22 protein-coding genes are annotated in these 25,406 nt (G+C 71.8%); 9 read left to right on the top strand and 13 right to left on the bottom strand.

What is annotated here, in order from left to right; translation table 11 throughout:
- Positions 1-247 precede the first annotated feature (247 nt).
- Genes ABZV38_RS16400 through ABZV38_RS16390 form a run of 3 tightly spaced genes read left to right on the top strand, consistent with a single transcriptional unit; the run spans position 248 to position 3,412 of the window.
- The gene (locus ABZV38_RS16400; protein WP_356327642.1) at positions 248-904 is read left to right on the top strand and encodes a bifunctional DNA primase/polymerase; all 657 of its coding nucleotides are present in this window, start codon (positions 248-250) and stop codon (positions 902-904) included.
- A gap of 40 nt (positions 905-944) precedes the next feature.
- On the top strand, positions 945-1,763 hold the full coding sequence (locus ABZV38_RS16395) for an ABC transporter ATP-binding protein (protein ID WP_356327543.1): 819 nt from the start codon (positions 945-947) through the stop codon (positions 1,761-1,763).
- Entirely contained in the window at positions 1,760-3,412 is a 1,653-nt protein-coding gene (locus tag ABZV38_RS16390) for a transporter (RefSeq protein ID WP_356327541.1), read from the top strand. The genes ABZV38_RS16395 and ABZV38_RS16390 overlap by 4 nt, the downstream gene beginning before the upstream one ends.
- A 34-nt stretch (positions 3,413-3,446) precedes the next feature.
- Here ABZV38_RS16390 and ABZV38_RS16385 read toward each other — a convergent pair whose 3' ends face one another.
- Both ABZV38_RS16385 and ABZV38_RS16380 read right to left on the bottom strand, forming a co-directional pair.
- Positions 3,447-4,340 carry an alpha/beta hydrolase gene (locus ABZV38_RS16385; protein ID WP_356327640.1) on the bottom strand — a complete coding sequence of 298 codons (894 nt, stop codon included), beginning with the start codon at positions 4,338-4,340 and terminating at the stop codon, positions 3,447-3,449.
- A gap of 624 nt (positions 4,341-4,964) precedes the next feature.
- Positions 4,965-5,657, bottom strand: coding sequence for a metal-dependent transcriptional regulator (locus ABZV38_RS16380; RefSeq protein ID WP_313938605.1), 693 nt, complete (start codon positions 5,655-5,657; stop codon positions 4,965-4,967).
- 221 nt (positions 5,658-5,878) lie between these two features.
- On the opposite strand from ABZV38_RS16380, the gene ABZV38_RS16375 reads away from it, so the two are divergent.
- Positions 5,879-6,634: an SIS domain-containing protein gene (locus tag ABZV38_RS16375; RefSeq protein ID WP_356327539.1), complete on the top strand. Its 756-nt coding sequence runs from the start codon at positions 5,879-5,881 to the stop codon at positions 6,632-6,634.
- A gap of 122 nt (positions 6,635-6,756) precedes the next feature.
- On the opposite strand, the gene ABZV38_RS16370 is transcribed toward ABZV38_RS16375, so the two are convergent.
- Together ABZV38_RS16370 and pdxH are read right to left on the bottom strand one after the other, a co-directional pair.
- Positions 6,757-8,091 carry a PAS domain-containing protein gene (locus tag ABZV38_RS16370; RefSeq protein ID WP_356327538.1) on the bottom strand — a complete coding sequence of 445 codons (1,335 nt, stop codon included), beginning with the start codon at positions 8,089-8,091 and terminating at the stop codon, positions 6,757-6,759.
- 367 nt (positions 8,092-8,458) lie between these two features.
- Positions 8,459-9,085, bottom strand: a complete 627-nt coding sequence (gene pdxH, locus ABZV38_RS16365) for a pyridoxamine 5'-phosphate oxidase (protein WP_356327638.1) — start codon at positions 9,083-9,085, stop codon at positions 8,459-8,461.
- 224 nt (positions 9,086-9,309) lie between these two features.
- On the opposite strand from pdxH, the gene ABZV38_RS16360 reads away from it, so the two are divergent.
- Positions 9,310-10,410, top strand: a complete 1,101-nt coding sequence (locus ABZV38_RS16360) for a citrate synthase 2 (protein WP_356327636.1) — start codon at positions 9,310-9,312, stop codon at positions 10,408-10,410.
- Between the two features lie 165 nt (positions 10,411-10,575).
- Here ABZV38_RS16360 and ABZV38_RS16355 read toward each other — a convergent pair whose 3' ends face one another.
- Both ABZV38_RS16355 and ABZV38_RS16350 read right to left on the bottom strand, forming a co-directional pair.
- Positions 10,576-11,160 carry a TetR/AcrR family transcriptional regulator gene (locus ABZV38_RS16355; RefSeq protein WP_356327536.1) on the bottom strand — a complete coding sequence of 195 codons (585 nt, stop codon included), beginning with the start codon at positions 11,158-11,160 and terminating at the stop codon, positions 10,576-10,578.
- Between the two features lie 84 nt (positions 11,161-11,244).
- Positions 11,245-11,403 (bottom strand): Arc family DNA-binding protein, encoded by a 159-nt coding sequence (locus ABZV38_RS16350; protein ID WP_356327534.1) that lies wholly within the window; start codon positions 11,401-11,403, stop codon positions 11,245-11,247.
- Positions 11,404-11,521: 118 nt separating this feature from the next.
- Here ABZV38_RS16350 and ABZV38_RS16345 point away from each other — a divergent pair, with 118 nt between their 5' ends.
- The gene (locus ABZV38_RS16345) at positions 11,522-12,637 is read left to right on the top strand and encodes a transposase (RefSeq protein WP_356327634.1); all 1,116 of its coding nucleotides are present in this window, start codon (positions 11,522-11,524) and stop codon (positions 12,635-12,637) included.
- 34 nt (positions 12,638-12,671) lie between these two features.
- Here ABZV38_RS16345 and ABZV38_RS16340 read toward each other — a convergent pair whose 3' ends face one another.
- From ABZV38_RS16340 to ABZV38_RS16315, 6 genes are all read right to left on the bottom strand, one after another.
- Positions 12,672-13,409 (bottom strand): enoyl-CoA hydratase family protein, encoded by a 738-nt coding sequence (locus ABZV38_RS16340; protein ID WP_356327632.1) that lies wholly within the window; start codon positions 13,407-13,409, stop codon positions 12,672-12,674.
- Positions 13,410-13,672: 263 nt separating this feature from the next.
- Positions 13,673-14,869: an acyl-CoA dehydrogenase family protein gene (locus tag ABZV38_RS16335; protein ID WP_356327532.1), complete on the bottom strand. Its 1,197-nt coding sequence runs from the start codon at positions 14,867-14,869 to the stop codon at positions 13,673-13,675.
- Positions 14,866-16,815 carry a biotin carboxylase N-terminal domain-containing protein gene (locus tag ABZV38_RS16330; RefSeq protein WP_356327530.1) on the bottom strand — a complete coding sequence of 650 codons (1,950 nt, stop codon included), beginning with the start codon at positions 16,813-16,815 and terminating at the stop codon, positions 14,866-14,868. The genes ABZV38_RS16335 and ABZV38_RS16330 overlap by 4 nt, the downstream gene beginning before the upstream one ends.
- Before the next feature lie 8 nt (positions 16,816-16,823).
- On the bottom strand, positions 16,824-18,422 hold the full coding sequence (locus ABZV38_RS16325) for a carboxyl transferase domain-containing protein (protein ID WP_356327528.1): 1,599 nt from the start codon (positions 18,420-18,422) through the stop codon (positions 16,824-16,826).
- On the bottom strand, positions 18,419-20,137 hold the full coding sequence (locus ABZV38_RS16320) for an acyclic terpene utilization AtuA family protein (RefSeq protein WP_356327526.1): 1,719 nt from the start codon (positions 20,135-20,137) through the stop codon (positions 18,419-18,421). Before ABZV38_RS16320 ends, ABZV38_RS16325 begins: the two co-directional genes overlap by 4 nt.
- Positions 20,134-21,048, bottom strand: coding sequence for a TIGR03084 family metal-binding protein (locus ABZV38_RS16315; protein ID WP_356327524.1), 915 nt, complete (start codon positions 21,046-21,048; stop codon positions 20,134-20,136). The genes ABZV38_RS16320 and ABZV38_RS16315 overlap by 4 nt, the downstream gene beginning before the upstream one ends.
- A 133-nt stretch (positions 21,049-21,181) precedes the next feature.
- On the opposite strand from ABZV38_RS16315, the gene ABZV38_RS16310 reads away from it, so the two are divergent.
- The gene (locus ABZV38_RS16310) at positions 21,182-21,928 is read left to right on the top strand and encodes an NUDIX domain-containing protein (RefSeq protein WP_356327523.1); all 747 of its coding nucleotides are present in this window, start codon (positions 21,182-21,184) and stop codon (positions 21,926-21,928) included.
- A gap of 159 nt (positions 21,929-22,087) precedes the next feature.
- On the opposite strand, the gene ABZV38_RS16305 is transcribed toward ABZV38_RS16310, so the two are convergent.
- Positions 22,088-23,101, bottom strand: coding sequence for an EamA family transporter (locus ABZV38_RS16305; protein WP_356327522.1), 1,014 nt, complete (start codon positions 23,099-23,101; stop codon positions 22,088-22,090).
- Between the two features lie 162 nt (positions 23,102-23,263).
- On the opposite strand from ABZV38_RS16305, the gene ABZV38_RS16300 reads away from it, so the two are divergent.
- Positions 23,264-24,139 carry a LysR family transcriptional regulator gene (locus ABZV38_RS16300; protein WP_356327521.1) on the top strand — a complete coding sequence of 292 codons (876 nt, stop codon included), beginning with the start codon at positions 23,264-23,266 and terminating at the stop codon, positions 24,137-24,139.
- Positions 24,140-24,235: 96 nt separating this feature from the next.
- Positions 24,236-25,375: a serine hydrolase domain-containing protein gene (locus ABZV38_RS16295; RefSeq protein ID WP_356327631.1), complete on the top strand. Its 1,140-nt coding sequence runs from the start codon at positions 24,236-24,238 to the stop codon at positions 25,373-25,375.
- The last annotated feature ends 31 nt before the right edge of the window (positions 25,376-25,406 follow it).

Below are 25,406 nucleotides of genomic sequence, written 5' to 3'. Positions count from 1 at the left end.
CTGTTCACGGTGTTCGCGGCGCTCATCGTGTCGTTGTTCGCGTTTGGTACGTATGCGGCTTGGGCGAACTGATCCGGATTCTCCCCAAGTGGCTACCCGCCCATCGACGCATCGCCTCATGCGCGCCCCCGTCCATGCATCCATGCGCCCCATGTGCGGGATCGGTGCACCGTGACCGCGTTCGCCACGCCCGTAACCCCAGGTGGTTGCGGCAGTTGAGGTGTTCGTGGAAGAGCCGATCAATGTCATGGAAGCCGCGCAGATCCCCGGGCAGCGAGGAGAGCTACTGCTTGATGCCGCAGTGCGGTACACGGAAGAGCGGCACTGGGACGTGTTCCCCGGCGCCTGGCTGGAGGCGGTGGGAGGGGCGGAGCGGTGCTCGTGCGGGGCGGCCCGCTGTGCCTCCCCCGGCGCCCACCCCACCCGGCCCGACTGGGCGGGCCGGTCGGCCGGCAGCGGCGCCGCGGTCCGCCGGATGTGGTCCGAGCACCCCACGGCCTCGGTCCTGTTGCCCACCGGGCGCACCTTCGACGCGATCGACGTGCCGGAGTCCGCCGGTTTCCTCGCGCTGGCCCGGATGGAACGGATGAACCTGCCCCTCGGACCTGTCACCTGCACCCCCGCCCGCCGGATGCTCTTCTTCGTACTGCCCGGCGCAGCGGCCAAGGTGGACGATCTCGTACGGGCGCTCGGCTGGAGCGCCGCCGCGATCGATCTGTCCGGCCGCGGCGACGGCGACTACGTGGCGGGGCCGCCGACCTGGGTCGGCGGGCGCGGTGCGGTCCAGTGGGCGCGCCGCCCCACCCCCGCCAACCGGTGGCTGCCGGACGCGGTGGAGGTCATCGGCCCGCTCGCCTACGCCTGTGGACGGGAAGCAGCCGACGCGCGCGCACGCCTTTCGTAGTCTGTCCACCACGTACGGGGACACCGAAAGGCAGTGCACCATGTCGGACCGGACAGCAGCGGAATCGAACAGTGCGGTGGAGGCGGGCGGGGCGCCACCCGCCGTTCGCGTGCAGGGCCTCTGGAAGCGTTTCGGCGAACAGACGGCGGTCGCCGGGATCGATCTGGAGCTGCCCGCCGGGAAGTTCATCGGTCTGGTCGGGCCGAACGGCGCGGGCAAGACCACCACGCTGTCGATGGTGACCGGGCTGCTCCGCCCCGACCACGGAACGATCGAGGTCGGCGGGCGCGACGTCTGGCGCGACCCGGTGGACGTCAAGGCCAGGATCGGCGTCCTGCCGGAGGGACTGCGGCTCTTCGAGCGCCTCTCGGGACGCGAACTCCTCGCGTACACCGGCCGGTTGCGCGGACTGCCGGGCGCCGAGGTCGACAAGCGGGCCACCCAGCTCCTGGACGTACTGGATCTGGCGGGCGCCCAGCACAAGCTGGTCGTCGACTACTCGACCGGCATGCGGAAGAAGATCGGGCTCGCGGCAGCGCTGCTGCACAACCCCGAAGTGCTCTTCCTGGACGAGCCGTTCGAGGGCGTCGACCCCGTCTCGGCGCAGACCATCCGCGGGGTGCTGGAGCGGTACACCGGCTCGGGGGCGACCGTCGTCTTCTCCAGCCATGTGATGGAACTCGTCGAGTCGCTGTGCGACTGGGTGGCCGTCATGGCGGCCGGCACGATCCGGGCCCAGGGCACCCTCGCCGAGGTGCGCGGCTCGGCGTCGTCGCTGCAGAACGCGTTTCTCGAACTCGTCGGCGCGGGCGGCCGGGACACCGGCGACTCCCTCGACTGGCTGGGCGGCGCCCGATGAGCGTCCTCGACACCCCCGTCACCCCCACCCCCCGCCCCTCGGGCGGCCGGGGCGGCGAAGGGCTCGTCTCCGTCTTCGTACGGCTCAAGCTGACCCTACTGCGCAACGGACTGCGGCAGTCGTCGGGCCGGCGGGCCGCCTACATCTCGTCCGTCGCGGTCGCCCTGCTGATCGCCGCCGGCCAGGTCGTCGGGCTGATCGCGCTGCGCGGCCACGCCCACGCAGGCTCGCTCGTGGTGCTGCTCACGGCGGTGCTGGCGCTCGGCTGGGCGGTGATGCCGCTGTTCTTCCCCAGCGGCGACGAGACCCTCGACCCGAGCCGGCTGGTGATGCTGCCGCTGCGGCCGCGCCCGCTGATCGGGGCGCTGCTGACGGCCTCCCTGGTCGGCATCGGGCCACTGTTCACGCTCTGTCTGACGGTCGGTTCGGCGTTCGCGGTGGCGCACGGGACGGCGGCCGTGGTGTGCGCGGTGGTGGCCGCGCCGCTGGCCCTGCTGGTGTGCGTGGCGCTGGCCCGGGCCGTCGCCACGGCCAACACCCGGCTGCTGACCTCCCGCAAGGGCCGCGACCTGGCGGTGCTCAGCGGGCTGGTGATCGCGGTCGGCATCCAGGTCGTCAACTTCGGTGCGCAGCGGCTCGGCCGGTCCGGCGGGCTGTCCGCGCTCGACCCGGCCGCGGATGTGGTGCGCTGGCTGCCACCGGCCTCGGCGATCGGCGCGGTGGACTCCGCGGCGCAGGGATCGTACGGCCGGGCCGTGCTGCAACTACTGCTCTCCGTCGCGGCATTGGGCGCACTGATGTGGCTGTGGCAGCGGAGTCTGGTGAAGCTGATGACCGCCCCGGACGGTTCGACGCTCGCCGCCGCCGAACCGACCCGCAAGAAGTCCGCGGCGGCCGGCTCCCGGCTCTCCGCACTGATGTCCGAGGGGCGTACGGGGACGGTGATGCGGCGGACTCTGCGCTACGTCGCACGGGACCCGAAGACCAAGGCTGCCTGGGTGACGGCGCTCGCCATCGGCCTGATCGTGCCGCTGCTCAACGCGGTACAGGGCACCGGCTCGGTCTACTTCGCGTGCTTCGCCGCCGGAATGCTCGGCATCCAGATGTACAACCAGTTCGGGCAGGACACCTCCGCGTTCTGGATAGTGGCGCTGACGATCTCCTCCACCCGGGACGCGTACTTCGAGCTGCGGGCGCGGGCGCTGGCGCTGCTGGTGATCACGCTCCCGTACACGATCCTGGTGACCGTCGTGACGGCGGCGGTGCTCGGGGACTGGGAGGTGCTGCCGGGCGTCATGGGTCTCTGCTTCGCCCTGCTGGGCGCGATGCTGGCGACGGGCGCGGTGGCGTCGGCCAACTTCCCGTACTCGATCCCGCAGGACGGCGCGTTCAAGAACGTGGCACCGGGGCAGGCCGGGCTCGCCTGGATCTCGATCTTCGGCGGCATGGTCTCGGCGGCGGTGCTGTGCGCGCCGGTGATCGTGGCGACGATCTGGCTGCATCTCGTCGATGCGGAGGACTGGTTGTGGCTGCTGGTTCCGGTGGGTGGCGCGTACGGGACACTGATCGCCTGGGCGGGGCTGCGGCTGGCGGCTCCCCGCACGGCGAACCGGCTCCCGGAGATCCTGGCGGCGGTCAGCAAGGGATGACCCGAGCCGGCCCGGGCCGGGGCTGCGGCTTGCGTTACGAGGAAACGGGCTCGCGGTCGTCCTGGGAGTCCTCGGCGAACTGCTCCAGGAACGGCTCGACGGCCGCGCGCCAGCCCTCCGGCTGGTCGTAATGGACGAGGTGACCGGCGTTCGCCACCTCCGCGTACTGCCCGCGCGGCAGTACGCGGACCATCTCCTGGGCCTCCGCCCGGCCCAGTTCGCCGTCCAGGCCACGGACCACCAGCGTCGGGCACCGGACCTGCGCCAGCTCCTCCCAGTGCGCGTCGTGGACCCACGTCGCACGGGACTGGAGCATCTGACGGCGGGAGAAGACCGGCCGCCAGCCGTCGGCCCGCTCGGCCATCACCTCGGCGAAGAACTCGCCGCGGGACGGGTTCGGGCGCTCCACCCAGGGGTCGTCCTCGCCGAACCACTTCCGTACGTCGGAGAGCGTCGCGAACGGCAGCGGCCAGGACTTGAACCAGTCCTCCCACTCCCGCTGCGAGGCCGCACCGAGCGCGGAGGCCCGCATGTCGCAGATGACCAGGGCCCGGACGAGGTCGGGGCGCTTCGCGGCGAGCTGCCAGGCGGTGAGGGCGCCCATCGAGTGGCTGACGACGGTGGCGGGGCCGAGGCCGAGCTGTTCGACAGCCGCCTCGGCGTCGGCGACGTACGCGTCGCGGGTGTACGGGCCTTCGGCCGGCTTCTCGCTGCGGCCGTGCCCCCGCTGGTCGAGGCCGACGGCGCGGTGCCGCTCGGCGAGCCAGCGGGTGGTGGGGGCCCAGTGGGAGGCCCGGCCCATCAGTCCGTGGAGCAGTAAGACCCCGGGGGCACGCTCGCCCTCCGTGCGCCCCTTGGGCGGATCGGCGAACTCCCAGGCCGCGAGGCGTACGCCGTCGGATCCGGTCACATCGATGCGCCGCACCATATGTCCTGGCACCCCCTTCTGGTCCTCGATCACCGCTCGATCACCGCGCGGTCGCGTCACGCCAGACTATCGAACCTTTATTCGAACAACGGGTTCCGGCTCGCAACACCCCTCGTTCGAGTGACAGCCTCCAAGGATTGACGTCGGCCCCTGCGGGGAGATCTTCTCCGGGAGGCGGGCCACTCGGGGATGAGGGCCCGCGGGGACCGACCTTGAGAGCTCGGGGCTCCAGGTCGGAACAGGGGAGGACAGGCCCCGGCGCCGCGCGGCGCCGGGGCCCTCCCACGTCAGAGGCGCGCGCGGGGCGGTCTGCGCCGGAGTGCGGGCGGCCGGCGCGGGCGGGCCTGCGGGCGCCGGAGTGCGCGCGGGCGGGCCCGGCCGGCCGGGCCCGGTCGCCGGGGCGGCCGCAGTCGTCAAGGCGGCCGGGGCGTTCGGGCTCGTGGCAGACACCTGCTGGTGCACATGCCAGTACGACGGGTGCATCCCCTGCTCCCTCCCCGACCGCGTGGCCAGGCGGCCGCCACTCTCAGGTATGCCTCAGCCACAGCCTGGCACGCGATCCGCCCGAGCGCTGCAATTCCGGACGGAAAAACGGAAAGCGGACGTTACGCTTCAGCGTCGCGGTCAGCGCTTGGCGACGAAGACGTGCGAGGCGACCTCGGCGTCCAGCTCCGCCGCCTCGCCACTGCTGCCGACCAGCACCCCGCCGGGCGACTGGGTCACGCTGACCACGGAGCCGGGCTGCACGCCCGCCCGCCGCAGCGTGTACATCAGCTGGGCGTCCGTCTGGATCGGCTCACCGATCCTCCGCACCACCACGGTCTTGCCCTCGGTTCCCGGGTCGAGCTCCGACAGGCTGACCATGTCCGCGTTCAGGAACGGGTCGGCCTCGGCCTTCTCGCCCAGCTCCTCCAGGCCCGGGATCGGATTCCCGTACGGAGACTCCGTCGGGTGCCGCAGCAGCTCCAGCACCCGGCGCTCCACGGCCTCGCTCATCACGTGCTCCCAGCGGCAGGCCTCGGCGTGCACCTGCTCCCACTCCAGGCCGATCACGTCGACGAGCAGGCACTCGGCGAGCCGGTGCTTGCGCATCACCCGGGTCGCCAGCCGACGGCCCTCCTCCGTCAGCTCCAGATGCCGGTCGCCCGCGACCTGCACCAGCCCGTCGCGCTCCATGCGCGCCACCGTCTGGCTGACCGTCGGACCGCTCTGGTCCAGCCGTTCCGCGATCCGGGCGCGCATGGGGACGACGCCTTCCTCTTCGAGTTCGAGGATGGTGCGGAGATACATCTCCGTTGTGTCGATCAGTCCGGACATTCGTGCCCCTCGATGCTGTGACATGAAAAACGCCGTCAACGCCGCGCGCTGGCCCTCAGCCAATTCTGACGCATACCTCCGACAACCGTGCCGCGCCGACCGAACCCTGGACCGCGCGTGCGGGCCCGGGCGGTATTGACAGGTCACTGGTCCAGACCGCAACGTGATCCGCGGCACGGACACCCCACGGCCACCCACCCCCCGCCGAAAGGGCTTCCTCGATGAGCGACAGCAAGCTGGCCGGTCAGTTCTTCGACGCAGCGATCGGCCTGCTGGAGCGCGTACGTGACGAGGAGTCCGGCACCATCGCGGCCGCCGGGGCCGCGATCGCCGACACCGTCGCGACGGGCGGCCGGCTCTTCGCATTCGGCGCCGGCCACTCGTCGCTCGCCGCCCAGGACGTCGTCTACCGGGCCGGCGGACTGGCCCTGATGAACCTTCTCGCCGTGCCCGGCACGCTCGGCGTCGACGTGATGCCCGCGACGCTCGGCTCGGCGCTGGAGCGGGTCGACGGTCTGGCCGGTGCCGTGCTGGACTCCAGCCCGGCGAGCGCGGGCGACCTGCTCGTGATCATCTCGCTCTCCGGGCGCAACGCGCTGCCCGTCGAGATGGCGCGGGACGCCCGTGCGCTCGGACTGACGGTCATCGGCGTCACCTCGGTGGCATACGCGGACGCGACCCGGTCGCGGCACAGCTCCGGCGGGTTCCTGCGGGACCACTGCGACATCGTCGTCGACAGCAAGATCGCGATCGGTGACGCGGAGCTCACCGCGAAGGGCATCGAGGCACCGTTCGCACCCGCCTCGACGGTGGTCACCAGCGCGTTGATGCAGGCGATGATGGCGGCGGCCGCGGAGCGGCTGGTGGAGCGGGGGATCGAGCCGCCGCTGCTGCGGTCCGGGAACGTCGACGGCGGGCATGAGTGGAACGGGCGCGTGATGACGCAGTACGCGGACCGGATCTTCTACCGGCAGTAGCGGAACCGGCACCCGCACGGACGTCCCCATGCCGCCGAGCAGCCCCAGCGCCGCCGACTCGGTGACTGCAGGGTGATGTGCCGGGAGCGGGCACCCAACGCCCGTCGCAGGCCGAGGCGGGCTCAGCCGCCCAGCACCTGCGCCAGGTCCACCGCGCCCGCCACCCGGACCGCAACGCTCTCCGCGTACGCCGCGTCCGGGCGCTCGAAGGCCGTGCGATGGGCCGCCCGCAAGAACGTCACCACACCCAGCGTCCGGCCCCGGCTGCGCATCACAGCGCACAAGGCGTGCACCGAACCCCTCGGCCACTGACGCTCGTCCGCCCAGGCCCCCGCACCCGGACCGGCGCTCGACCGGACCGAACCCGTCCGGTCCACCGCCTGCAGCGCCGGATGCCCCGGGGCGTACCGCAGCGGAAATCCGCCGCCGGCCACCGGCAGACACGGACCCGGGGCATCGGCCGGCGTCGCCGCCACCCGCACCAGCCGCTCCCCCGCCAGCAGATCGATCAGCACATGGTCGGCGAAGCCCGCGAGCGCGAAATCCAGATACGACGTCGCCGCCTCCATCGGGTCCTCGCACTCGGCCGCCGACCGGCACGCCCGGTACAGCTGATTCGACCGGAACCGCACCCGGTCCGCCTCCTGCGCCGCCAGCTTCTGAGCCGTCACGTCCTGGAACAGCCAGCCGACCCCCAACGGCACCGGCTCCTCCGCGAGTGGCGACGTCAGCTGCAGGAACCCGCTGCGCCAGCAGCGCCGCCGGTCCCCGTCCGCCGTCCGCAGCGTCACCCACAGCTCGGCGGGCGCGGGCGGCGGCCCCTCGGCCAGGACATGCTGCAGCGCGCCCTCCAGCTCCTCCACCCCCTGCACGACCAGCTCGGCGAGCGGACGCCCCAGCAGCGTCGTACGACCACCACCCAGCGCCCGCGCCGCACACGCGTTGACGACCGTCGGCCGCAGATCCACATCGACGAGGACCACACCCCACGACGCGTCCTCGAACAGCGCCTCACTGAGCGCGATCGACCGCTCCAGATCGATCTGCGCATGCACCTCGCTGAACGCGCAGTACACCCCGGCCGGCTTCCCGTCCGCACCCCGGACCCCGGCCGACTGCATCCGCACGAGCACCCGCCCGCCGTCCTTGCGCAGCAACGCGAACTCATGCACCTGGCGCCCCGGCGCATCCATGGCCGCCATCAGCCGCCCCTGCACCTCACCCACGTCCGCGCTGCGCACGGCCCACCCCGCGAACCCGGGCCGCCCCACGGCCTCCTCGGCCGACCAGCCGAGAATCCGCTCCGCCTCACGGTTCCAGTGCGTGATCGTGCCGTCCGCGCCGAAGGCGCAGAGCGCCGCGTCCATCCCGTCGAGCAACGCAGCGAGAAGCTCCGACCCGGGGATCGGGTCGGGGCCGAGGGCATCAGTGGTTCCACTGCTCGTGGAAGCGCTCATCCCGGACCCCCTGCAGGACGTGTCCGCCATTGCCGCACGTCAGACCATTGAACTCGAACGTGACCCAGCACACATCGGCTTTCCGGAAAATCGGGACCTGCCGATCCTTCGGTAATTCGGTTGTGCGGTTCCGGCGGCGTTCCTAGGGTGTGCCGTACACGCTGAAAGGAGGTGATCCGGAAGTGCAGTCTTCTCGGACTCGTGAGGTGACTGCGGGCTGACGCCCGTCGTCGCGCTCTTGCAGTGCAGGCCGGTCGCCGGCCAATCCCAAGCAGTCACCGACCCGCGGGCTCGCCGGTAAGTCCGGCCGGCCCCTCCGCAAGGAGGGACCAGAGCCCGCGGGTTTCTGCGTGTGCGGAGGGGTTTGCTACGGGCACAGGCGCTCGACGCGCCAGCCGTCGCCCTCGCGCACGTATCGCAGCCGGTCGTGCAGCCGGTTCTCGTGGCCCTGCCAGAACTCGATGGTCTCCGGTACGACGCGGAAGCCGCCCCACTGCGGGGGTGCGGGGATCCGTTCGCCCTCGGGGTAGCGGGCCGCCAGTTCCTCGTACCGGTCGATGAGCTCCTGGCGGGAGCCGATCACGGCCGACTGTTCGCTCGCCCAGGCGCCCAGCTGCGAGCCGTGGGGGCGGGTGCGGAAGTAGGCGACCGTCTCCTCGCGGGCGATGCGGGCCGCGGTGCCGGTGACGACGACCTGGCGGGCCAGCGGGTGCCAGGGGAAGAGCAGCGAGACGTACGGGCTGGCGTCCAGTTCGCGCCCCTTGCGGGAGGTGTAGTTGGTGAAGAAGACGAAGCCCCGGGCGTCGTACTTCTTCAGCAGCACCGTGCGGGAGGACGGGCGGCCGTCGGGGGTGGCGGTGGAGACCACCATGGCGTTCGGCTCATAGACCATTCCACCTGCGGCGATCTGCCGGAACCAGTGGGCGAACTGCTGCATGGGGTCGGCGGCGAGCGTGTCCTCGGTGAAGGCCTCGGAGCGGTACTGCTCGCGCATCGCGGCCGGATCGGTGGTGGAGTCGGAAGGGGAATCTGCGGTGGGCACGGGGTCATCCTGCCGCAGCGGCCCAGTCTGCCCGGTGAGGAGGGGTGTCAACCACGCATCGGTAATGCCGGGCGCTGTGCGGGATGTCACGCTTCCCCGCGTCATGGGAACCCGCCAATATCTTGGGGCAGGCCACTGTGGCCTCCGTACAGCCGCCGATTCGAGGGAGCCGCATGATGTCCGACTTCGTACCCGGGCTCGAGGGAGTCATCGCGTTCGAGACGGAGATCGCCGAACCCGACAAGGAGGGCGGTTCGCTCCGCTACCGCGGGGTCGACATCGAGGATCTCGTCGGTCAGGTGTCGTTCGGGAACGTGTGGGGTCTGCTGGTCGACGGGGCGTTCAACCCCGGTCTGCCGGCCGCCGAGCCGTTCCCGATCCCGGTCCACTCGGGTGACATCCGGGTCGATGTGCAGTCCGCGCTGGCGATGCTGGCGCCGGTGTGGGGTCTGAAGCCGCTGCTCGACATCGACGAGGAGACCGCGCGCAACGATCTGGCGCGGGCCGCCGTGATGGCGCTGTCGTACGTCGCCCAGTCGGCGCGCGGGCAGGGGTTGCCGATGGTTCCGCAGAGCGAGATCGACAAGGCACAGTCCGTCGTCGAGCGGTTCATGATCCGCTGGCGCGGGGAGCCGGATCCGAAGCATGTGAAGGCCGTCGACGCGTACTGGACGTCGGCCGCCGAGCACGGCATGAACGCCTCCACGTTCACCGCGCGGGTCATCGCGTCGACGGGCGCCGATGTGGCGGCGGCGCTGTCCGGTGCGGTGGGTGCGATGTCGGGGCCGCTGCACGGCGGTGCGCCGTCCCGGGTCCTCGGGATGATCGAGGAGATCGAGCGGACCGGTGACGCGACCGCGTATGTGAAGAAGGCCCTGGACAAGGGTGAGCGGCTGATGGGCTTCGGGCACCGGGTCTACCGGGCGGAGGACCCGCGGGCGCGGGTACTGCGGCGTACGGCGAAGGAGTTGGGCGCGCCGCGGTTCGAGGTGGCGGAGGCGCTGGAGAAGGCGGCGCTGGAGGAGTTGCACGCGCGGCGTCCGGACCGGGTGCTGGCGACGAACGTGGAGTTCTGGGCGGCGATCATGCTGGACTTCGCGGAGGTTCCGGCGCACATGTTCACGTCGATGTTCACGTGTGCGCGTACGGCGGGCTGGTCGGCGCACATTCTGGAGCAGAAGCGGACGGGCCGGCTGGTGCGGCCGTCGGCGAGGTATGTCGGGCCGGGGCCGCGTGATCCGCGGGCGATCGAGGGGTACGACCACATCACGGGGTGAACCGGCCGGGTGCCGGACGGGCGTGGTGTCTCACGTCGGGGCGCCGCGCCCTTCGTGCGCGGTCCGGTCGGGTCGGACTCGGTTCGGAAGGGGTGGGTCGGGCCGGGCCGTCCCCGGAAGGGGAAGCCGAGGCTGCCGCGCGCCTGGGAGTCGCTGCCCCCAGACTCAGTTCAGTGCGTCGTCCACCAGGGCCGCCCACTGTGCCACGACCCTCCGGCGCCGGGCGGTGTCGTCGGTCAGTACGTTGGCCAGGCCGAGGCCGCGGGCCATGTCGAGGAGGCCCTGGACCGTTTCGCGTACGCCGGGCCGTGTCTCGTCGGCGGTGAGGAGTTCGACGGCGATGCGGTGGGTCTCGCGGCCGACGCGGGCTTCGAGTTCGCTGACGCGGGGGTGCAGTGACGCCTCGTTGGAGGCGGCGACCCAGAGCTGGAGTGCGGCGCGGAACAGCGGTCCTGTGTAGAGGTCGACGAGGGCGGCGACGACGGCTGCGCGGCCCTGGACGGGCAGGGCGCGCAGCGCGGCGGAGCGTTCCTCGGCGACGTATTCAACGGCTGCGGTGAACAGGTCCTCGCGGGTGGGGAAGTGGTGCTGGGCGGCGCCGCGCGATACGCCTGCGCGTTCGGCGACGACGGAGACCGTGGAGCCTGCCCAGCCGTGTTCGGCGAGGCAGGCGACCGCGGCTTCGAGCAGCCGTCGGCGGGTGGCGCGGCTGCGGTCCTGCTTGGGGGTCCTGTCGGTGGGGGGCGTCACGGGGAACCTCCGAGAATGCCCCGGTCTTCGGGCCGGGAAGGATTCGGGCTTCTGTGGAGTAGAGCAAGGAAAGGCGATTCGCCGTCAGGGCGACTCGCCGTCTGCCTCGGTGGCGGCGCGATCGCTCTCCAGGCGGTACACGATTTCGGAGTTGAGGGACCTGCGGGCGGACTTGGCCTTGGCGACCAGCCACGCGTGGAGGTCGGCGGGAAGCCTGAGCGTGATGCGCACTTCGTGATCCATGTCCCGAATTCTAGTGGTACGGTAGTGGCATGATGACACCAGAGACGGTTGAAGGCGGGCCGGACATGTCCGGTACGCCTACCGGCTTCGCGTGTCGTCGACCGCCCGTACGGCGCTGATGGCGGAGTGGGACCGGTGCCGGTGGATCTGGAACGAGTGCGTGGTCCGGTCGAAGAAGGCTCACGCGGAGAACGACAAGTGCGGCCCCGCCGCGCTGGACAACATGCTGACCGAGGCTCGCGCCATCACACCGTGGTTGGCGGAGGGCTCCTCGGTGCCGCAACAACAGCTCGTCCGGGATTTCGGTAAGTCCCGCGCGAAGGCGCTGAAGGACATCAAGGACCGGCTGCCCATGGCGCGCCGGGCCGGAATGCCGAAGTACAAGAAGAAGCATGAGGCGCTGCCCACGCTGAACTACACGCGGCGCGGCTTCCGCCTCAAGGACGGCCGACTGTACCTCGCGGGCGGCATCGTCCTGACCGTGGTCTGGTCGCGGAACCTTCCCGCCGACCCATCCAGCGTGCGGGTGTACCGGGACAGTCTTGGGCACTGGTACGCCTCGTTCGTCATCCCCGCCCAGGTACGGCCGTTCCCGGAGACCGGCCGGGTGATCGGCGTGGACTGGGACGTCAAGGAGACCGCGACCACCACATCGGACACCCACGACCTTCCGCACGCTCAGCACGGCAAAAGGGCCGCGCAGCGCCTGGCCCGCTACCAGCGGATGACGGCCCGCCGCAGGCCTTCGAAGGGACAGGCCGGGTCGAGGGGTTACCGGGAGGCAAAGAAGCAGGTTGCCAAGCTGCACAAAAAGGTGGCCCGGCAGCGGCAGGACACCGCCCGCAAATGGGCGAAGAAGGTCGTGACCGACCACGACGCCATCGCGGTGGAGGACTTCCGGCCGAAGTTCCTCGCCAGGACCACCATGGCCCGCAGGGCCGCCGACGCGGCAATCGGCGCCACCAAGACAGCCCTGATCGAAATGGGCCGCAAGCACGGACGGGATGTCCACCTCGTGCACCCCGCGCACACCACCATGGACTGCGCATCGTGCGGAGCGAGAACCAAGCACGCACTCCCTCTTTCGGAACGCATCTACACCTGCACCACATGCGGAGCCGTATCCCCCAGGGACAAGAACTCCGCCCACGTGATGCTCGTCCGGGCTGGTCTGAACCCGGCTGGTGCTGAGGGCGTAGGACCTCCCGGAGCGCCGCTCCAGAAGGCGGCCTGAGCCAGGAATCCCCTCCCTCCAGGAAGGGGAGCAGTCAAAACACCCATGCGGGGTCCCGTCGTTCGAGGAAGGCCGTCATTCCTTCCCGTGCCTCGGCGGAGGCGAAAAGTGCTGCCGAGCGGGCGATGAGGTCTTCGGCGTACTGGTCGAAACCCTTCAGCACAGTAGCTGTGACCAGCTCCTTCGATGCTGCCAGCCCCTGTGGTGAGGCCCTGCGCAGTCCGTCCAATACGGGTACGAGTGCCTTGTCCGCGTTCTCGGCGGCGATCGTGATCAGGCCGATGCGGGCGGCTTCGGTGGCGTCGAAGCGTTCGCCGGTGAGGTAGTAGCGGGCGGCGGCGCGCGGATCGGTGCGGGGCAGCAGCGGCAGGGAGATGACGGCGGGGGCGAGGCCGAGCCGGGATTCGGTGAGGGCGAACGAGGCGTCGGGGCCGGCGGCGGAGATGTCGCAGGCGCCGAGCAGTCCGAGGCCGCCCGCCCGGACGTGTCCGGTGACGCGGGCGACGACGGGCTTAGGCAGAGCGACGATCTGCCGCATGAGGGCGACGAAGGCTGCGGGGTCGGGCGGTCCGGCCAGGTCGGCACCCGCGCAGAAGGTGTTGCCGGTGTGGGTGAGGACGACGGCTCGTACGGTGTCGTCGGCCGCGCACGTGTCCAGGGCGGTGGAGAGCTCGACGACCAACTGCGCGGAGAGTGCGTTGCGGTTGGCCGGTGAGTCGAGGGCGAGGGTGGTGATGCCCCGGTCGTGGACAGGGGCGGCGAGCGGCGTCAAGTGCGGGTCCTGTCTCTCGAACACGGGTCTTCTTCTCGCGGGCCGCGGGTTGCTCATCGTTGAGGCACAGGCACAGCGGGGCGTCGGCGCGCAACCGATGGGCGAATACGTGTGGGAGGAAGTGAGGGCGAGGTGATCCAACCCTGGCTCGCGCGCGGATGGCAACCGGTCGTGCGAGCGGGTCGCGGAGTGAATTGGGCTCCGGGTCCCGTTCGCGTGTGAGCCTGTCGGCGGAGACTCGGCCGTTCCGCAGGGAGCACGCGTCAGTACGACTTGGGGAGACCCAGGGACTGGTGGGAAACGTAGTTCAGGATCATTTCCCGGCTGACGGGTGCGATCCGGGCGACGCGGGAGGCGGTGATCAGGGAAGCGATCCCGTATTCGCGGGTGAGGCCGTTGCCGCCGAGGGTGTGCACGGCCTGGTCGACGGCTTTCACGCAGGCCTCGGCGGCGGCGTACTTCGCCATGTTGGCGGCTTCGCCCGCGCCGATGTCGTCGCCCTCGTCGTAGAGCCTGGCGGCCTTCTGCATCATCAGGCGGGCCAGTTCGAGTTCGATGTGCGCCTGGGCGAGGGGGTGGGCGATGGCCTGGTGGGAACCGATGGGCTCCTTCCACACCTGCCGGGTCCGCGCGTACTCGACGGCGCGGCCGAGCGCGTACCGGCCCATGCCGAGGGCGAAGGCGGCGGTCATGATGCGTTCGGGGTTGAGTCCGGCGAAGAGCTGGAGGAGGCCCGCGTCCTCTCCCCCATTCTCGGCTTCGCTCGAGCGGGAGGTACCCCCTCCGACGAGGGCGTCGGCGGGTAGCCGCACGTCGTCGAGGACCAACTCGAACTGCTTCTCCGGTGCGTGGAGTTCCATGTCGATCTGCGAGCGCCGGAATCCGGGGGCGTCGCGCGCGACGATGAAGAGACAGGGCTTGAGCGTGCCGGTCCTGGCGTCCTCGGTGCGCCCGACGATGAGGGTGGCGTCGGCGATGTCGACGCCGGAGACGAACACCTTCCGCCCGGTGAGCAGCCAGTCCTCGCCGTCGCGGCGGGCGGTGGTGGTGATGCGGTGGGAGTTGGAGCCGGCGTCGGGTTCGGTGATGCCGAAGGCCATGGTGAGGGAGCCGTCGGCGAGGCCGGGGAGCCACTGCTGCTTCTGGGTGTCGGTGCCGAAACGGGCGATGACGGTGCCGCAGATCGCCGGGGAGACGATCATCATGAGGAGAGGTGATCCTGCCGCTCCCAACTCTTCGAGGACTATGGAGAGTTCGGCCATGCCGCCGCCTCCGCCGCCGTACTCCTCGGGGAGGTTGACCCCCAGGTAGCCGAGCTTGGCGGCTTCGGCCCACAGTTCGCGGGGGTGGGCGCCGTCACGTACGACGGAGGTCATGTAGTCGCGCCCGTACCGTTTTCCGAGTGCGGCGACGGCGGCGCGCAGGGCTTGCTGCTCTTCGGTTTCGAGGACGGTGCTCATGGGGTCGGTTCCTCCTGTACGTCTTGCACGACGGCGAGCAGGGCGCCGACCTCCACCTGGAGGCCGGGTGCGACATGGAGCGCGGTGAGGGTGCCGGAGGCGGGGGCGAGGATGCGGTGTTCCATCTTCATCGCCTCCAGCCAGATGAGGGGCTGCCCGGCCCGGACGGCGGTGCCGGGTGCGAGGCCGTCGGCGAGCCGGACGACGGTGCCGGGCATGGGGGCGAGCAGGGAGCCCGGTTCGGTGCGGTCGGTGGGGTCGGTGAAGCGGGGGAGGGCGGTGAAGGTGTACGAGCCGGTGGCGCCGTCCACGTGGACCCGGTCGTGGTGGGTGGTGAGGCGGAAGCGGTGGGTGAGACCGCCGTCCGTTTCGATGGTGACGTGGTCGGGTGTGGCGGTGAGGATCCGGGCGCCGGGGGCGTCGATCGCACCGCTGCGGGTGGTGCGGTAGGCGATCTCGTGCTCGGCGCCGTCGGGTTCGCTGCGGTAGCGCCTGGTCTGGGGCCGGGAGGGAAGGTTGCGCCAGCCGCCGAAGCGGGATGTGCCGGAGGTACCCGGGTGCCGGGCGGCGTGTGCGGCGGCCGCGGCGAGGGCCGCGAGGTGCTGGTCCGCGTCGTCGCCCGGAGTGCGGGTGAGGGCGTCCAGGTGGCGGTCGTAGAAGCCGGTGTCGGGGTGGGCGCCGGTGAAGTCGGGGTGGCGCAGGGACCGTACGAGCAGCTCGCGGTTGGTGACAGGGCCGTGGATGCGGGTGCGTTCCAGGGCGCGGGCGAGGAGCCGCACGGCCTGGGCGCGGGTGGGGGCGTGGGCGATGACCTTGGCGAGCATCGGGTCGTAGTGGATGCCGATGGTGTCGCCGCCGGTGTATCCGGTGTCGAGGCGCAGCCCGGGTTCGTCCGGTACGTCCAGCGTGAGCAGCGCTCCGGTCTGTGGCTGCCAGCCGCGGGCCGGGTCCTCCGCGTAGAGCCGGGCCTCGACGGCGTGCCCGTGCGGGGGCGGGGGCGTGGCGGCGGGGAGGGGTTCGCCCTCGGCGACGGACAGTTGCAGGGCGACGAGGTCGAGCCCGAAGACGGCTTCCGTGACGGGGTGTTCGACCTGGAGCCGGGTGTTCATCTCCAGGAAGTACGGGCGTCCGTCAGCGGCGACGAGGAACTCGACGGTGCCCGCGCCCCGGTAGCCGACGGCGTGGGCCGCTGCGGTCGCCGCGTCGTGCAGCCGGGCGCGCAGCGCGTCGTCGAGGCCGGGTGCGGGGGCCTCCTCGATGACCTTCTGGTGGCGGCGCTGGAGCGAGCAGTCGCGGGTGCCGAGCGCCCATACGGTGCCGTGTGCGTCGGCCATGATCTGGACCTCGACATGCCGGCCGCGTTCGACGTAGGGCTCGGCGAAGACTTCGCCGTCGCCGAAGGCGCTCGCCGCCTCGGCCGTGGCAGCTGCCATTTCGCCCGGCAGCGCGCCCAGTTCACGGACGACCCGCATGCCGCGTCCGCCGCCGCCCGCCGCGGCCTTCAGCAGCAGCGGCAGGTCGCCGGCGGTCGCCTGCGCCGGGTCGACGGGGGCGAGCAGCGGCACCCCGGCGGCGGCCATCAGCTCCTTGGCCCGGGTCTTGGACGCCATCATCTCGATGGCCTTGACCGGCGGGCCGACCCAGACGAGCCCGGCGTCCTGCACGGCCCGGGCGAACCCGGCGTTCTCGGAGAGGAAGCCATAGCCGGGGTGCACGGCGTCGGCGCCCGCCGTGCGCGCGGCCCGTACGACGAGGTCGCCGCGCAGATAGGTGTCGGCGGGCGCGGCCCCCGGCAGCCGTACGGCGGTGTCGGCCTCCCTCACGTGCAGCGCGTCGGCGTCGTCGTCCGAGTACACGGCGACGGTGGCGATGCCCAGGGCACGGCAGGTGCGGAAGATCCGGCAGGCGATCTCGCCCCGATTGGCGACGAGCAGGGTGCTGATCATGGTCGTCCTCACATCCGGAAGATGCCGAAGCCGCCACGGGCGCCTTCGACCGGGGCGGTGTGGATCGCGGACAGGCAGATCCCGAGGACGGTCCTGGTGTCGCGCGGGTCGATGACCCCGTCGTCGTACAGCCGCCCGGAGAGGAACATCGGCAGCGACTCGGACTCGATCTGCTGCTCCACCATGGCGCGCAGCCCGGCGTCGGCCTCGTCGTCGTAGGGCCGTCCCTTCGCGGCGGCGGAGGCCCGCGCGACGATGGACAGCACACCCGCGAGCTGCTGCGGGCCCATCACGGCGGACTTGCTGCCCGGCCAGGCGAAGAGGAAGCGGGGGTCGTAGGCGCGCCCGCACATGCCGTAGTGCCCGGCCCCGTACGAGGCGCCCATCAGCACGGACAGGTGCGGGACCTTGGAGTTGGACACCGCATTGATCATCATCGCGCCGTGTTTGATGATGCCGCCCTGCTCGTACTCCTTGCCGACCATGTAGCCGGTGGTGTTGTGCAGGAAGAGGAGGGGGATGTCGCGCTGGTTGGCGAGCTGGATGAACTGGGCGGCCTTCTGCGACTCCTCGCTGAACAGCACCCCTTGCGCGTTGGCGAGGATGCCGACGGGGTAGCCGTGCAGCCGGGCCCACCCGGTGACCAGGCTCGTCCCGTACAGCGGTTTGAACGCGTCGAAGTCGGAGCCGTCGACGAGCCGGGCGATCACCTCGCGCGGATCGAACGGGATCTTGAGATCCCCCGGCACGATCCCGAGCAGCTCCTCCTCGTCGTACTTCGGTGGCTCGGCGGGCCCCGGATCGCCGTGCGCCTTGCGCCAGTTGAGCCGGGCGACGATCCGTCGTGCCTGACGCAGCGCGTCGTGCTCGTCGACGGCGAAGTGGTCGGCGAGTCCGGAGGTACGGGCATGCATGTCGGCGCCGCCGAGGGACTCGTCGTCGCTCTCCTCGCCGGTCGCCATCTTCACCAGGGGCGGTCCGCCGAGGAAGACCTTCGACCGCTCCTTGATCATGACGGTGTGGTCGGACATGCCGGGGACGTAGGCCCCGCCGGCCGTGGAGTTCCCGAAGACGACGGCGACGGTCGGGATACCGGCGGCGGAGAGCCGGGTGAGGTCCCGGAACAGTGCGCCGCCGGGGATGAAGATTTCCTTCTGGGACGGCAGATCGGCCCCGCCGGACTCGACGAGGCTGATGCAGGGCAGCCGGTTGGCGAAGGCGATCTCGTTGGCGCGCAGGGCCTTCTTCAGGGTCCAGGGGTTGGAGGCGCCACCGCGTACGGTCGGGTCGTTGGCGGTGATCAGGCACTCCACGCCCTCGACGACCCCGATGCCCGTGACGAGCGAGGCGCCCACGGCGTACTCGCTGCCCCAGGCCGCGAGCGGTGACAGCTCCAGGAACGGGGTGTCGGCGTCGACCAGCAGCTCGATCCGCTCCCGGGCAAGGAGTTTGCCGCGCCCCCGGTGCCGTTCGACGTACTTCTCGCCGCCGCCCGCGAGCGCCTTGCTGTGCTCGGTGTCGAGCTCGGTGAGCCGGTCGAGCATGGTGGCGCGGTTCGCGGCGTATTCGGGGCTCACGGTGTCGAGCCCGGTGGCCAGGACGGTCATGCGTGCGCCTCCGGTACGTCGGTGGTCTCGAGCAGGGTCACGGGGACGGGGAGGTGCCGGGACCGCAGCCACTCCCCCACCGCCTTGGCCTGCGGATCGAAGCGGGCCTGTGCGGCGACGCCTTCGCCGAGGAGGCCGTGAACGACGAAGTTCAGCGCGCGGAGGTTCGGCAGGATGTGCCGGACGACGGTCAACTCGGCTGTTTCGGGGAGAAGTTCCTGGAAGCGTTCGACGGTCAGCTCGTGCGCCAGCCAGCGCCAGGCGTCGTCGGTGCGGACCCAGATGCCGATGTTGGCGTCACCGCCCTTGTCGCCGCTCCGGGCGCCGGCGATGCGGCCGAGGGGGGTGAGCTGAGTCAGCCCGGCAGGCAGGGGTTCGGGGAGAGCGGGCTCATCCACTTCCTCAAGCGCCTCGGTCCGTACGGGTGGTGTCACCCGCTCCCGCCGCCCGTCCGGCCCCACGGCGACGTGCTCGACGTCTTCCGCCGGTACGTACCTCGCCTCGAACACTCCGTAGGGCGCGCCCTTGCCGGGCGGGGCGGTGACATGAAAGCCCGGGTAGCTGCCGAGGGCCAGTTCGATCGCGGCCCCGGTGACCGCCCTTCCGACGGTCTCCGGGTCCTGGTCGCGGACGACGAGCCGGAGCAGGGCGCTGGCGGTCTCCTCGGTGTCGGCGTCGGCCCTGTCGGTACGGGCCAGCTCCCACCGCACCTCGTCGGGCGGCCCGGTACGGGACCGGGTGAGCGCCTGCGCGAACTGCTCCTGCACCAGCTGTGCCTTGGCCTCGATGTCGAGCCCGGTGAGCACGAAGACGACCTCGTTGCGCCAGCCGCCGAGCCGGGTGAGCCCCACCTTGAGGGTGGGCGGCGGGGCCTCGCCGCGCACCCCGGAGATCCGCACCCGGTCCGGCCCGTCCTGGGCCAGCCGTACGGTGTCGAGCCGGGCGGTCACGTCCGGCCCGGCGTACCGGGCGCCCCCGGTCTCGTACAGCAGCTGGGCGGTGACGGTCCCGACGTCGACGAAGCCGCCCGTGCCGTCGTGCTTGGTGATGACGGACGACCCGTCGGCGTGGATCTCGGCGAGCGGGAAGCCGGGCCGGCGGATGTCGTGACCGCGGAAGAAGGAGTAGTTCCCGCCGGTGGCCTGGGTGCCGCACTCCAGGACGTGCCCGGCGGCCACGGACCCGGCGAGGGCGTCGTGGTCGTCCGGCCCCCAGCCGAAGTGGGCGGCGGCGGGGCCGGTGACGAGGGCGGCGTCGGTGACCCGGCCGGTGACGACGACATCGGCCCCGGCGCGCAGGCAGGCCGCGATGCCGTGGCCGCCGAGGTAGGCGTTGGCGGTGAGGAACCCGTCGGGCACGGGCAGGCTGTCGCCCTCGACATGCGCGACCCGGACCGGAACGCCCACCTTCCGCGCCAGCTCGGCGACGGCCCCGGCGAGGGCGGCCGGGTTGAGCCCTCCGGCATTGGCGACGATCTTCACGCCGCGCTCATGGGCGAGCCCGAGGCCTTCCTCGAGCTGCTGCAGGAAGGTGGTGGCGTAGCCGCGGGCGGGGTCCTTGAGACGGCTGCGCCCGAGGATGAGCATGGTCAGTTCGGCGAGGTAGTCGCCGGTGAGGACGTCGAGTGGGCCGTCGGTGAGCATCTCGCGTACGGCGTCGAAGCGGTCGCCGTAGAAGCCGGAGGCGTTCCCGATCCGCAGCGGTGCGACGGTCATCGGGCGCCGCCGCCCGGAGCACCGCCGCCCGGTGCACCGCCGCCCGGAGCACCGCCGCCCGGTGCACCGCCGCCCGGTGCACCGCCGCCCGGTGCACCGCCGCCCGGTGCACCGCTGCCGGGTGCGCGGCCCCCGGGTGCGCGGCCGGGGCCGGGTGGGCCGGCAAAGGCCTGGGCGATGTCCAGCCACTGGTCGGCGTCGGCCCCTTCGGCGCGGACGGCGAGGTCGTCGCGGTGGGCGCGCTGGGTGACGAGGAGGCAGAAGTCGTGCAGTGGACCGGTGACGCGCTGTGCGGCGCCCTCGGGCCCGAAGGCGATCACCTCACCGTCCGGGGATCCGAGTTCGACGCGGAACTCCTCGCCGGGCGTCTTGATCCCCCGTACGAGGAACGCGTAGTCACGGGCCCGTACCCCGATCCGGGCGATGTGGCGCAGCCGGGCGGTCGGGGCGCGTACGGCACCCAGGGCATCGGCGACGTCCTGCCCGTGCGCCCAGGTCTCCATCAGCCGCGCGGTCGCCATGGACGCGACACTCATGGGCGGCCCGTACCAGGGGATGCGGGTGCCGGGCGGGGCGGTGCGCAGGGCCCGCTGAAGACGGTCGCGCCCGTCGCGCCAGCGTGCGAGCAGCGCGGCCGGCTCCTCGGCCACGAGCTCCTCGGCGGCCTGGTCGACGAAGCTGTCGGGGGCCGCCTGCGCCTTGGCGACCTCCGCCGCGAAGGCGTCCGGGTCGGTGACGGCGAGCAGGGCGACCTCGTCGGTCCAGGTCAGATGGGCGATCTGGTGCGCGACGGTCCAGCGCTCGGCGGGGGTAGGTCCGGCCCACTGCCCGGCGGTCAACTCTGCTACCAGCAGGTCGAGTTCGTCGCTCTCGTTGCGCAGGTCGTCGAGCACGGCTGCGGCATCGGACACGGTGCGCTCCCCTCGGGGCGTGGCGGTGTGCCCAGGAGCATGTCAGCGGCCCAGGAAACAAGCAAGCATGCTTGCATTATTTGATGCATCCGACTTCGCGGCCCGGCCGGGACCCGGCTGCTAGCCTCCGCCGATGACACACGAACCTCGCACCGCGGGCGTGCGTTTCGACGACAACAGGCTCGTCCTGGAGCAGTATCAGGACGAGACCGGCATCTTCTACACCTTCCCGGGCGCCACGCCGAGCTCCGCCCCGGGCTCCTTCCGCACCGACGGCCGGACCGCCGAGGGCACATCGGCCGCACTCTCCCTGACCGAGGCGCTGCACGCCCGGATCCGTCCGGTCGGCACGGCGGAGAGCGTCCTGCGCGCGTGGTCGCAGGGAGCTCGTCCGCAGGACTCGGCCGACCTGGACGACCCGACGACGGCCGAACCGACCCGGGTCCGCGGCGGCGCGATCGTCATCCGCGACCGGCGGATGCTGCTGATCCGCTTCGACGGGAGCGACGGCACCCACTACGAGATCCCGGGCGGCGGCGTCGAGGCCGGCGAGACACCGGAGGCGGCGGCGGTCCGCGAACTCCGGGAGGAGACCGGCCTGCACGGAACGGTCGTACGCGAGGTGGCCCGGATCTGGCGGGGCGGCACCCGGGGCCACTACTTCACGATGGAGGCGGAGGGCGAGGTGGGCGCTCCGGAGACCCTGGACAACTATGGCGGCGCCCCGGCCTGGGTCCCGGTCTCCGAGCTCCCCTCCACCCCGCTCTGGCCCCGCCGCCTGTCCTGGCGGATCGCCCACTGGCACGGCTCCGGCTGGCCGACGTCCCCGGCGGAACTGGCGGATTCGATCTGGGATCTGGACGCGGCCTGCGGGTGGTGACGGCACACCCCCGGCGAGGCCAGGCCCGCCGGCCGCACGGTGCGGGCGCACCACAGGCACGTCACCGGGTCCGCCGGGCCGGGCGGTTCCTCCTCGACGCGGTGACCGGCCGCGTGCGCTTCGACGCCGTCGACGCGCGGCGCCGGAGCCGGACAGCCCTCAGGGGTTCTCCCTCTTGCGGCGGCCGGCGCCCATCTGGCTGCGGACCGCGCCCATGCTCGCTCCGATGACCAGCGCGATCGCCAGCGCGTCGGTGGCCGTCAGGGCCTGATCGAGGATCAGGAAGCCTGCCGTCGCCGCGATGGCCGGTTCCAGGCTCATCAGGACGGCGAAGGTGTGCGCGGGCAGCCGGCGCAGCGCCATCAGTTCCAGGGTGTACGGGAGCACCGAGCTCATCAGCGCCACCGCCGCACCCATCGCCAGCGTCGACGGGACCGCGAGCTTCGCGCCCGATTCCAGGATGCCCAGCGGCAGTGACAGCACTGCGGCGACCACCATCGCCAGGGCCAACCCGTCGGCCTGCGGGAAGCGGCGGCCGGTGCGGGCACTGAAGACGATGTACGTCGCCCACATCGCCCCCGCACCCAGTGCGAACGCCGCACCGAGCGGGTCGAGCCGGTCGAAACCTCCCCCAAGTTCTCGGCTTCGCTCGAACAGGGGAGACCCCATCCCGCTCAGCAGGAACACCCCGCCCAGCGCGAGCCCCGCCCAGACGAAATTGATCAGACGGCGGGAGGCGATCACCGAGAGCGCCAGCGGGCCGAGCACCTCCAGGGTGACGGCCGCGCCCAGCGGAATGCGGTCGAGAGCCTGGTAGAAGAGCACGTTCATGGCACCCATGGCGATGCCGAACGCGAGCACCGTGCCCCAGTCGGCCCGCGAGTGGCCCCGCAGCTTCGGACGGCAGACGACCAGCAGGACGACCGCGGCGACCACCAGCCGGATCGTGACCACCCCGAGCGCACCGGCCCGCGGCATCAGCAGGGCCGCGACCGCCGAGCCGAACTGCACGGAGAGGCCGCCCGCGACCACCAGGGCCACCGGAGCGAGCGCCGCCCTGCGGCCGCCCGGACGCACCGGGCGCGCGGGGCCCGCCCCGTCGAGGGCGGACACCGCCTCCGGTACGGCGACGGCTGCTGCGGCCGGCTCTGCGGCACTGCGCTGGTCGTTCACTCGGCGGCCTTCGTCCTCGATGGGCTGAACGGAATAAGGTTCACTGCATTGCACTGCGTGATTGAAGATACTGCACTCTAGGGGCGCGGCCCATTTCTTTACCGTAGAGACCCCAGCGCGGCGCGTGAAATGCCGAATGCGCTCCCGTTATGCTCCCGACGCATGAGCACAGGACAGGGCCGCAGCATCGAGCTGCGCCATTTGCGGGCCTTCCTCGCCGTCGCCGACGCGGGCAACGTCACACGCGCCGCAGCCGCGCTCCGACTCACCCAGCCCGCCGTCTCCCGCACCCTCGCCGCCCTGGAGCAGCATCTCGGCGTCCGGCTCGTGGACCGCTCCACCCATCACCTCGCCCTCACTCCCGAGGGCGTCGTCTTCCGCGACAAGGCGACCGCCGCCTTCGACGAGGCGGTCGACTCCGGTGGCCTGCGCCACTGGCCGCTTCGGCTCGGGCACGCCTGGTCCGCGTTCGGCCCGTACACCACACCGCTGCTCCGCAGCTGGCAGGAGCGGTACCCGGAGACCCCCCTCGAACTGCTGCGGATCGACGACCGCACGGCCGGGCTCACCCGCGGCGAGGTCGACGCGGCGCTGCTGCGCGGGCCCGTCGACGCGCCGGGGCTCGTCACCGAGGTGCTGTTCAGCGAGGAACGGGTGGCGGCGGTGACCGCGGACGGACCGCTCGCCGCACACACCTCGCTCCGTCTCGCCGATCTCACGGACGGCACGGTCGTCCTCAACACCGTCTCCGGCACCACCACCGTCGACCTGTGGCCGCCGCACGCCCGCCCCGCCGCCACCCTCACCGTCGCCAACACCGACGACTGGCTGACCGCGATCGCGGCCGGACGCGGATCCGGGGTGTCGGTCGCCTCCACCGCCGACATGCATCCGCACGCCGGGGTCGCCTACCGCCCGCTCGTCGACGCCCCGACCGTGCCGCTGCTGCTCGCCCGCCGCGACGCACCCGGCCATCCGGCGCTGCCGAAGCTCGCCGCAATGGCCCGCGAAATCATTGGAGAAGACAGCACCGGGTGAGGGAATTTCCCCGCACAGCAGGAGAGTTGGGGTGCTGTGAGAGCCGGGCAGAGGCCGGCCGTCACCTGGGGGATCACCTTGCCGAACGACATCACCGTGCACGGAACCGTGCACGGAACGATCGCACCCGGCTTCGAAGGCGTACGGGACGCCTATGCCGCCGCACTCGCCGAGGACACCACCGAGCCCGGGTCCCAGCTCGCGGTGCGGCTGCACGGCCGGACGGTCGTCGATCTCTGGGCCGGGGACGGGATCGAGGCCGATTCACTGCCCGCCGTGTACTCGTCCACCAAGGGCGCCCCGCACCTGGTCGTCGCCCTGCTGGTCCAGGACGGCGTCCTCGATCTGGACCGTACGGTCGCCTCCTACTGGCCCGCGTTCGCCGCCGAGGACAAGGGCGCGCTGACACTGGGGCAGCTGCTCGCGCACGCCTCCGGAGCGATCGGGGTGGAGGGCGGGTTCACCGACGAGGAACTGGCCGACGACCGCCTGCTCGCCGCCCGGCTGGCGGAGCAGAAGCCGTTCTGGAAGCCCGGTACGGCGTACGGGTACCACGGCCTGGTGATCGGGGCCCTCACCGGTGAAGTGGTGCGGCGGGTCACCGGGCGGTCGATCCAGGAACTCTTCGAGAAGCGGATCAGGGCCCCGTACGGGCTGGACTTCTTTCTGGGGCAGCCCGAAGAGCTCGAAGCGCGCTACGTCGCCATCCGGCCCATGGCGCCCACCCCGGAGCAGGCGGCCGCGCTCGCGCTCGAGCCGATCGATCCGAAGAGCCTCCGTGCCGTCGCCTTCAACTACCCGACCGACCTGATCGCGTGGATCAACCAGCCGTCCGTACGGGCGCTCGGACCGGCCTCGGCGGGCGGCGTGGGCTCGGCGCGCGGGCTGGCGGGGATGTACGCGGCCGCCATCTCGGAGGTGGACGGCCGGGCCCCGCTGCTCACGGCGGAGACACTCGCCGAGTTCGCCCGGCTGCACGCGGTGGGCACCGACCTGGTGACCGGCGAGGAGGACCACTTCGGGCTCGGCTTCGAGCGGCCTTCGGTGCGGTATCCGTCGCTGGGCGAGGGGGCGTTCGGGCACTGCGGTGCGGCGGGGGCGCAGGCGTTCGCCGATCCGGCCAGTGGGGTTGCGTACGGGTACACGCGGCGTCGGTACGCGTTTCCTGGCGGGGCGGCGCCGGAGAACGAGGGGCTGGTGGCGGCGGTGTCGCGGGCGGCGGCCGCCACGGGCTGAGGGTACGCGGGGCGGGAAGTCTTGTTCCCCA

The sequence above is a fragment of the Streptomyces sp. NPDC005181 genome (genome assembly GCF_040608395.1).
Classification (GTDB): domain Bacteria; phylum Actinomycetota; class Actinomycetes; order Streptomycetales; family Streptomycetaceae; genus Streptomyces.
The sequence above is the reverse complement of the archived record's forward strand: the minus strand, read 5'-3'. Positions and strand labels throughout refer to the sequence as shown.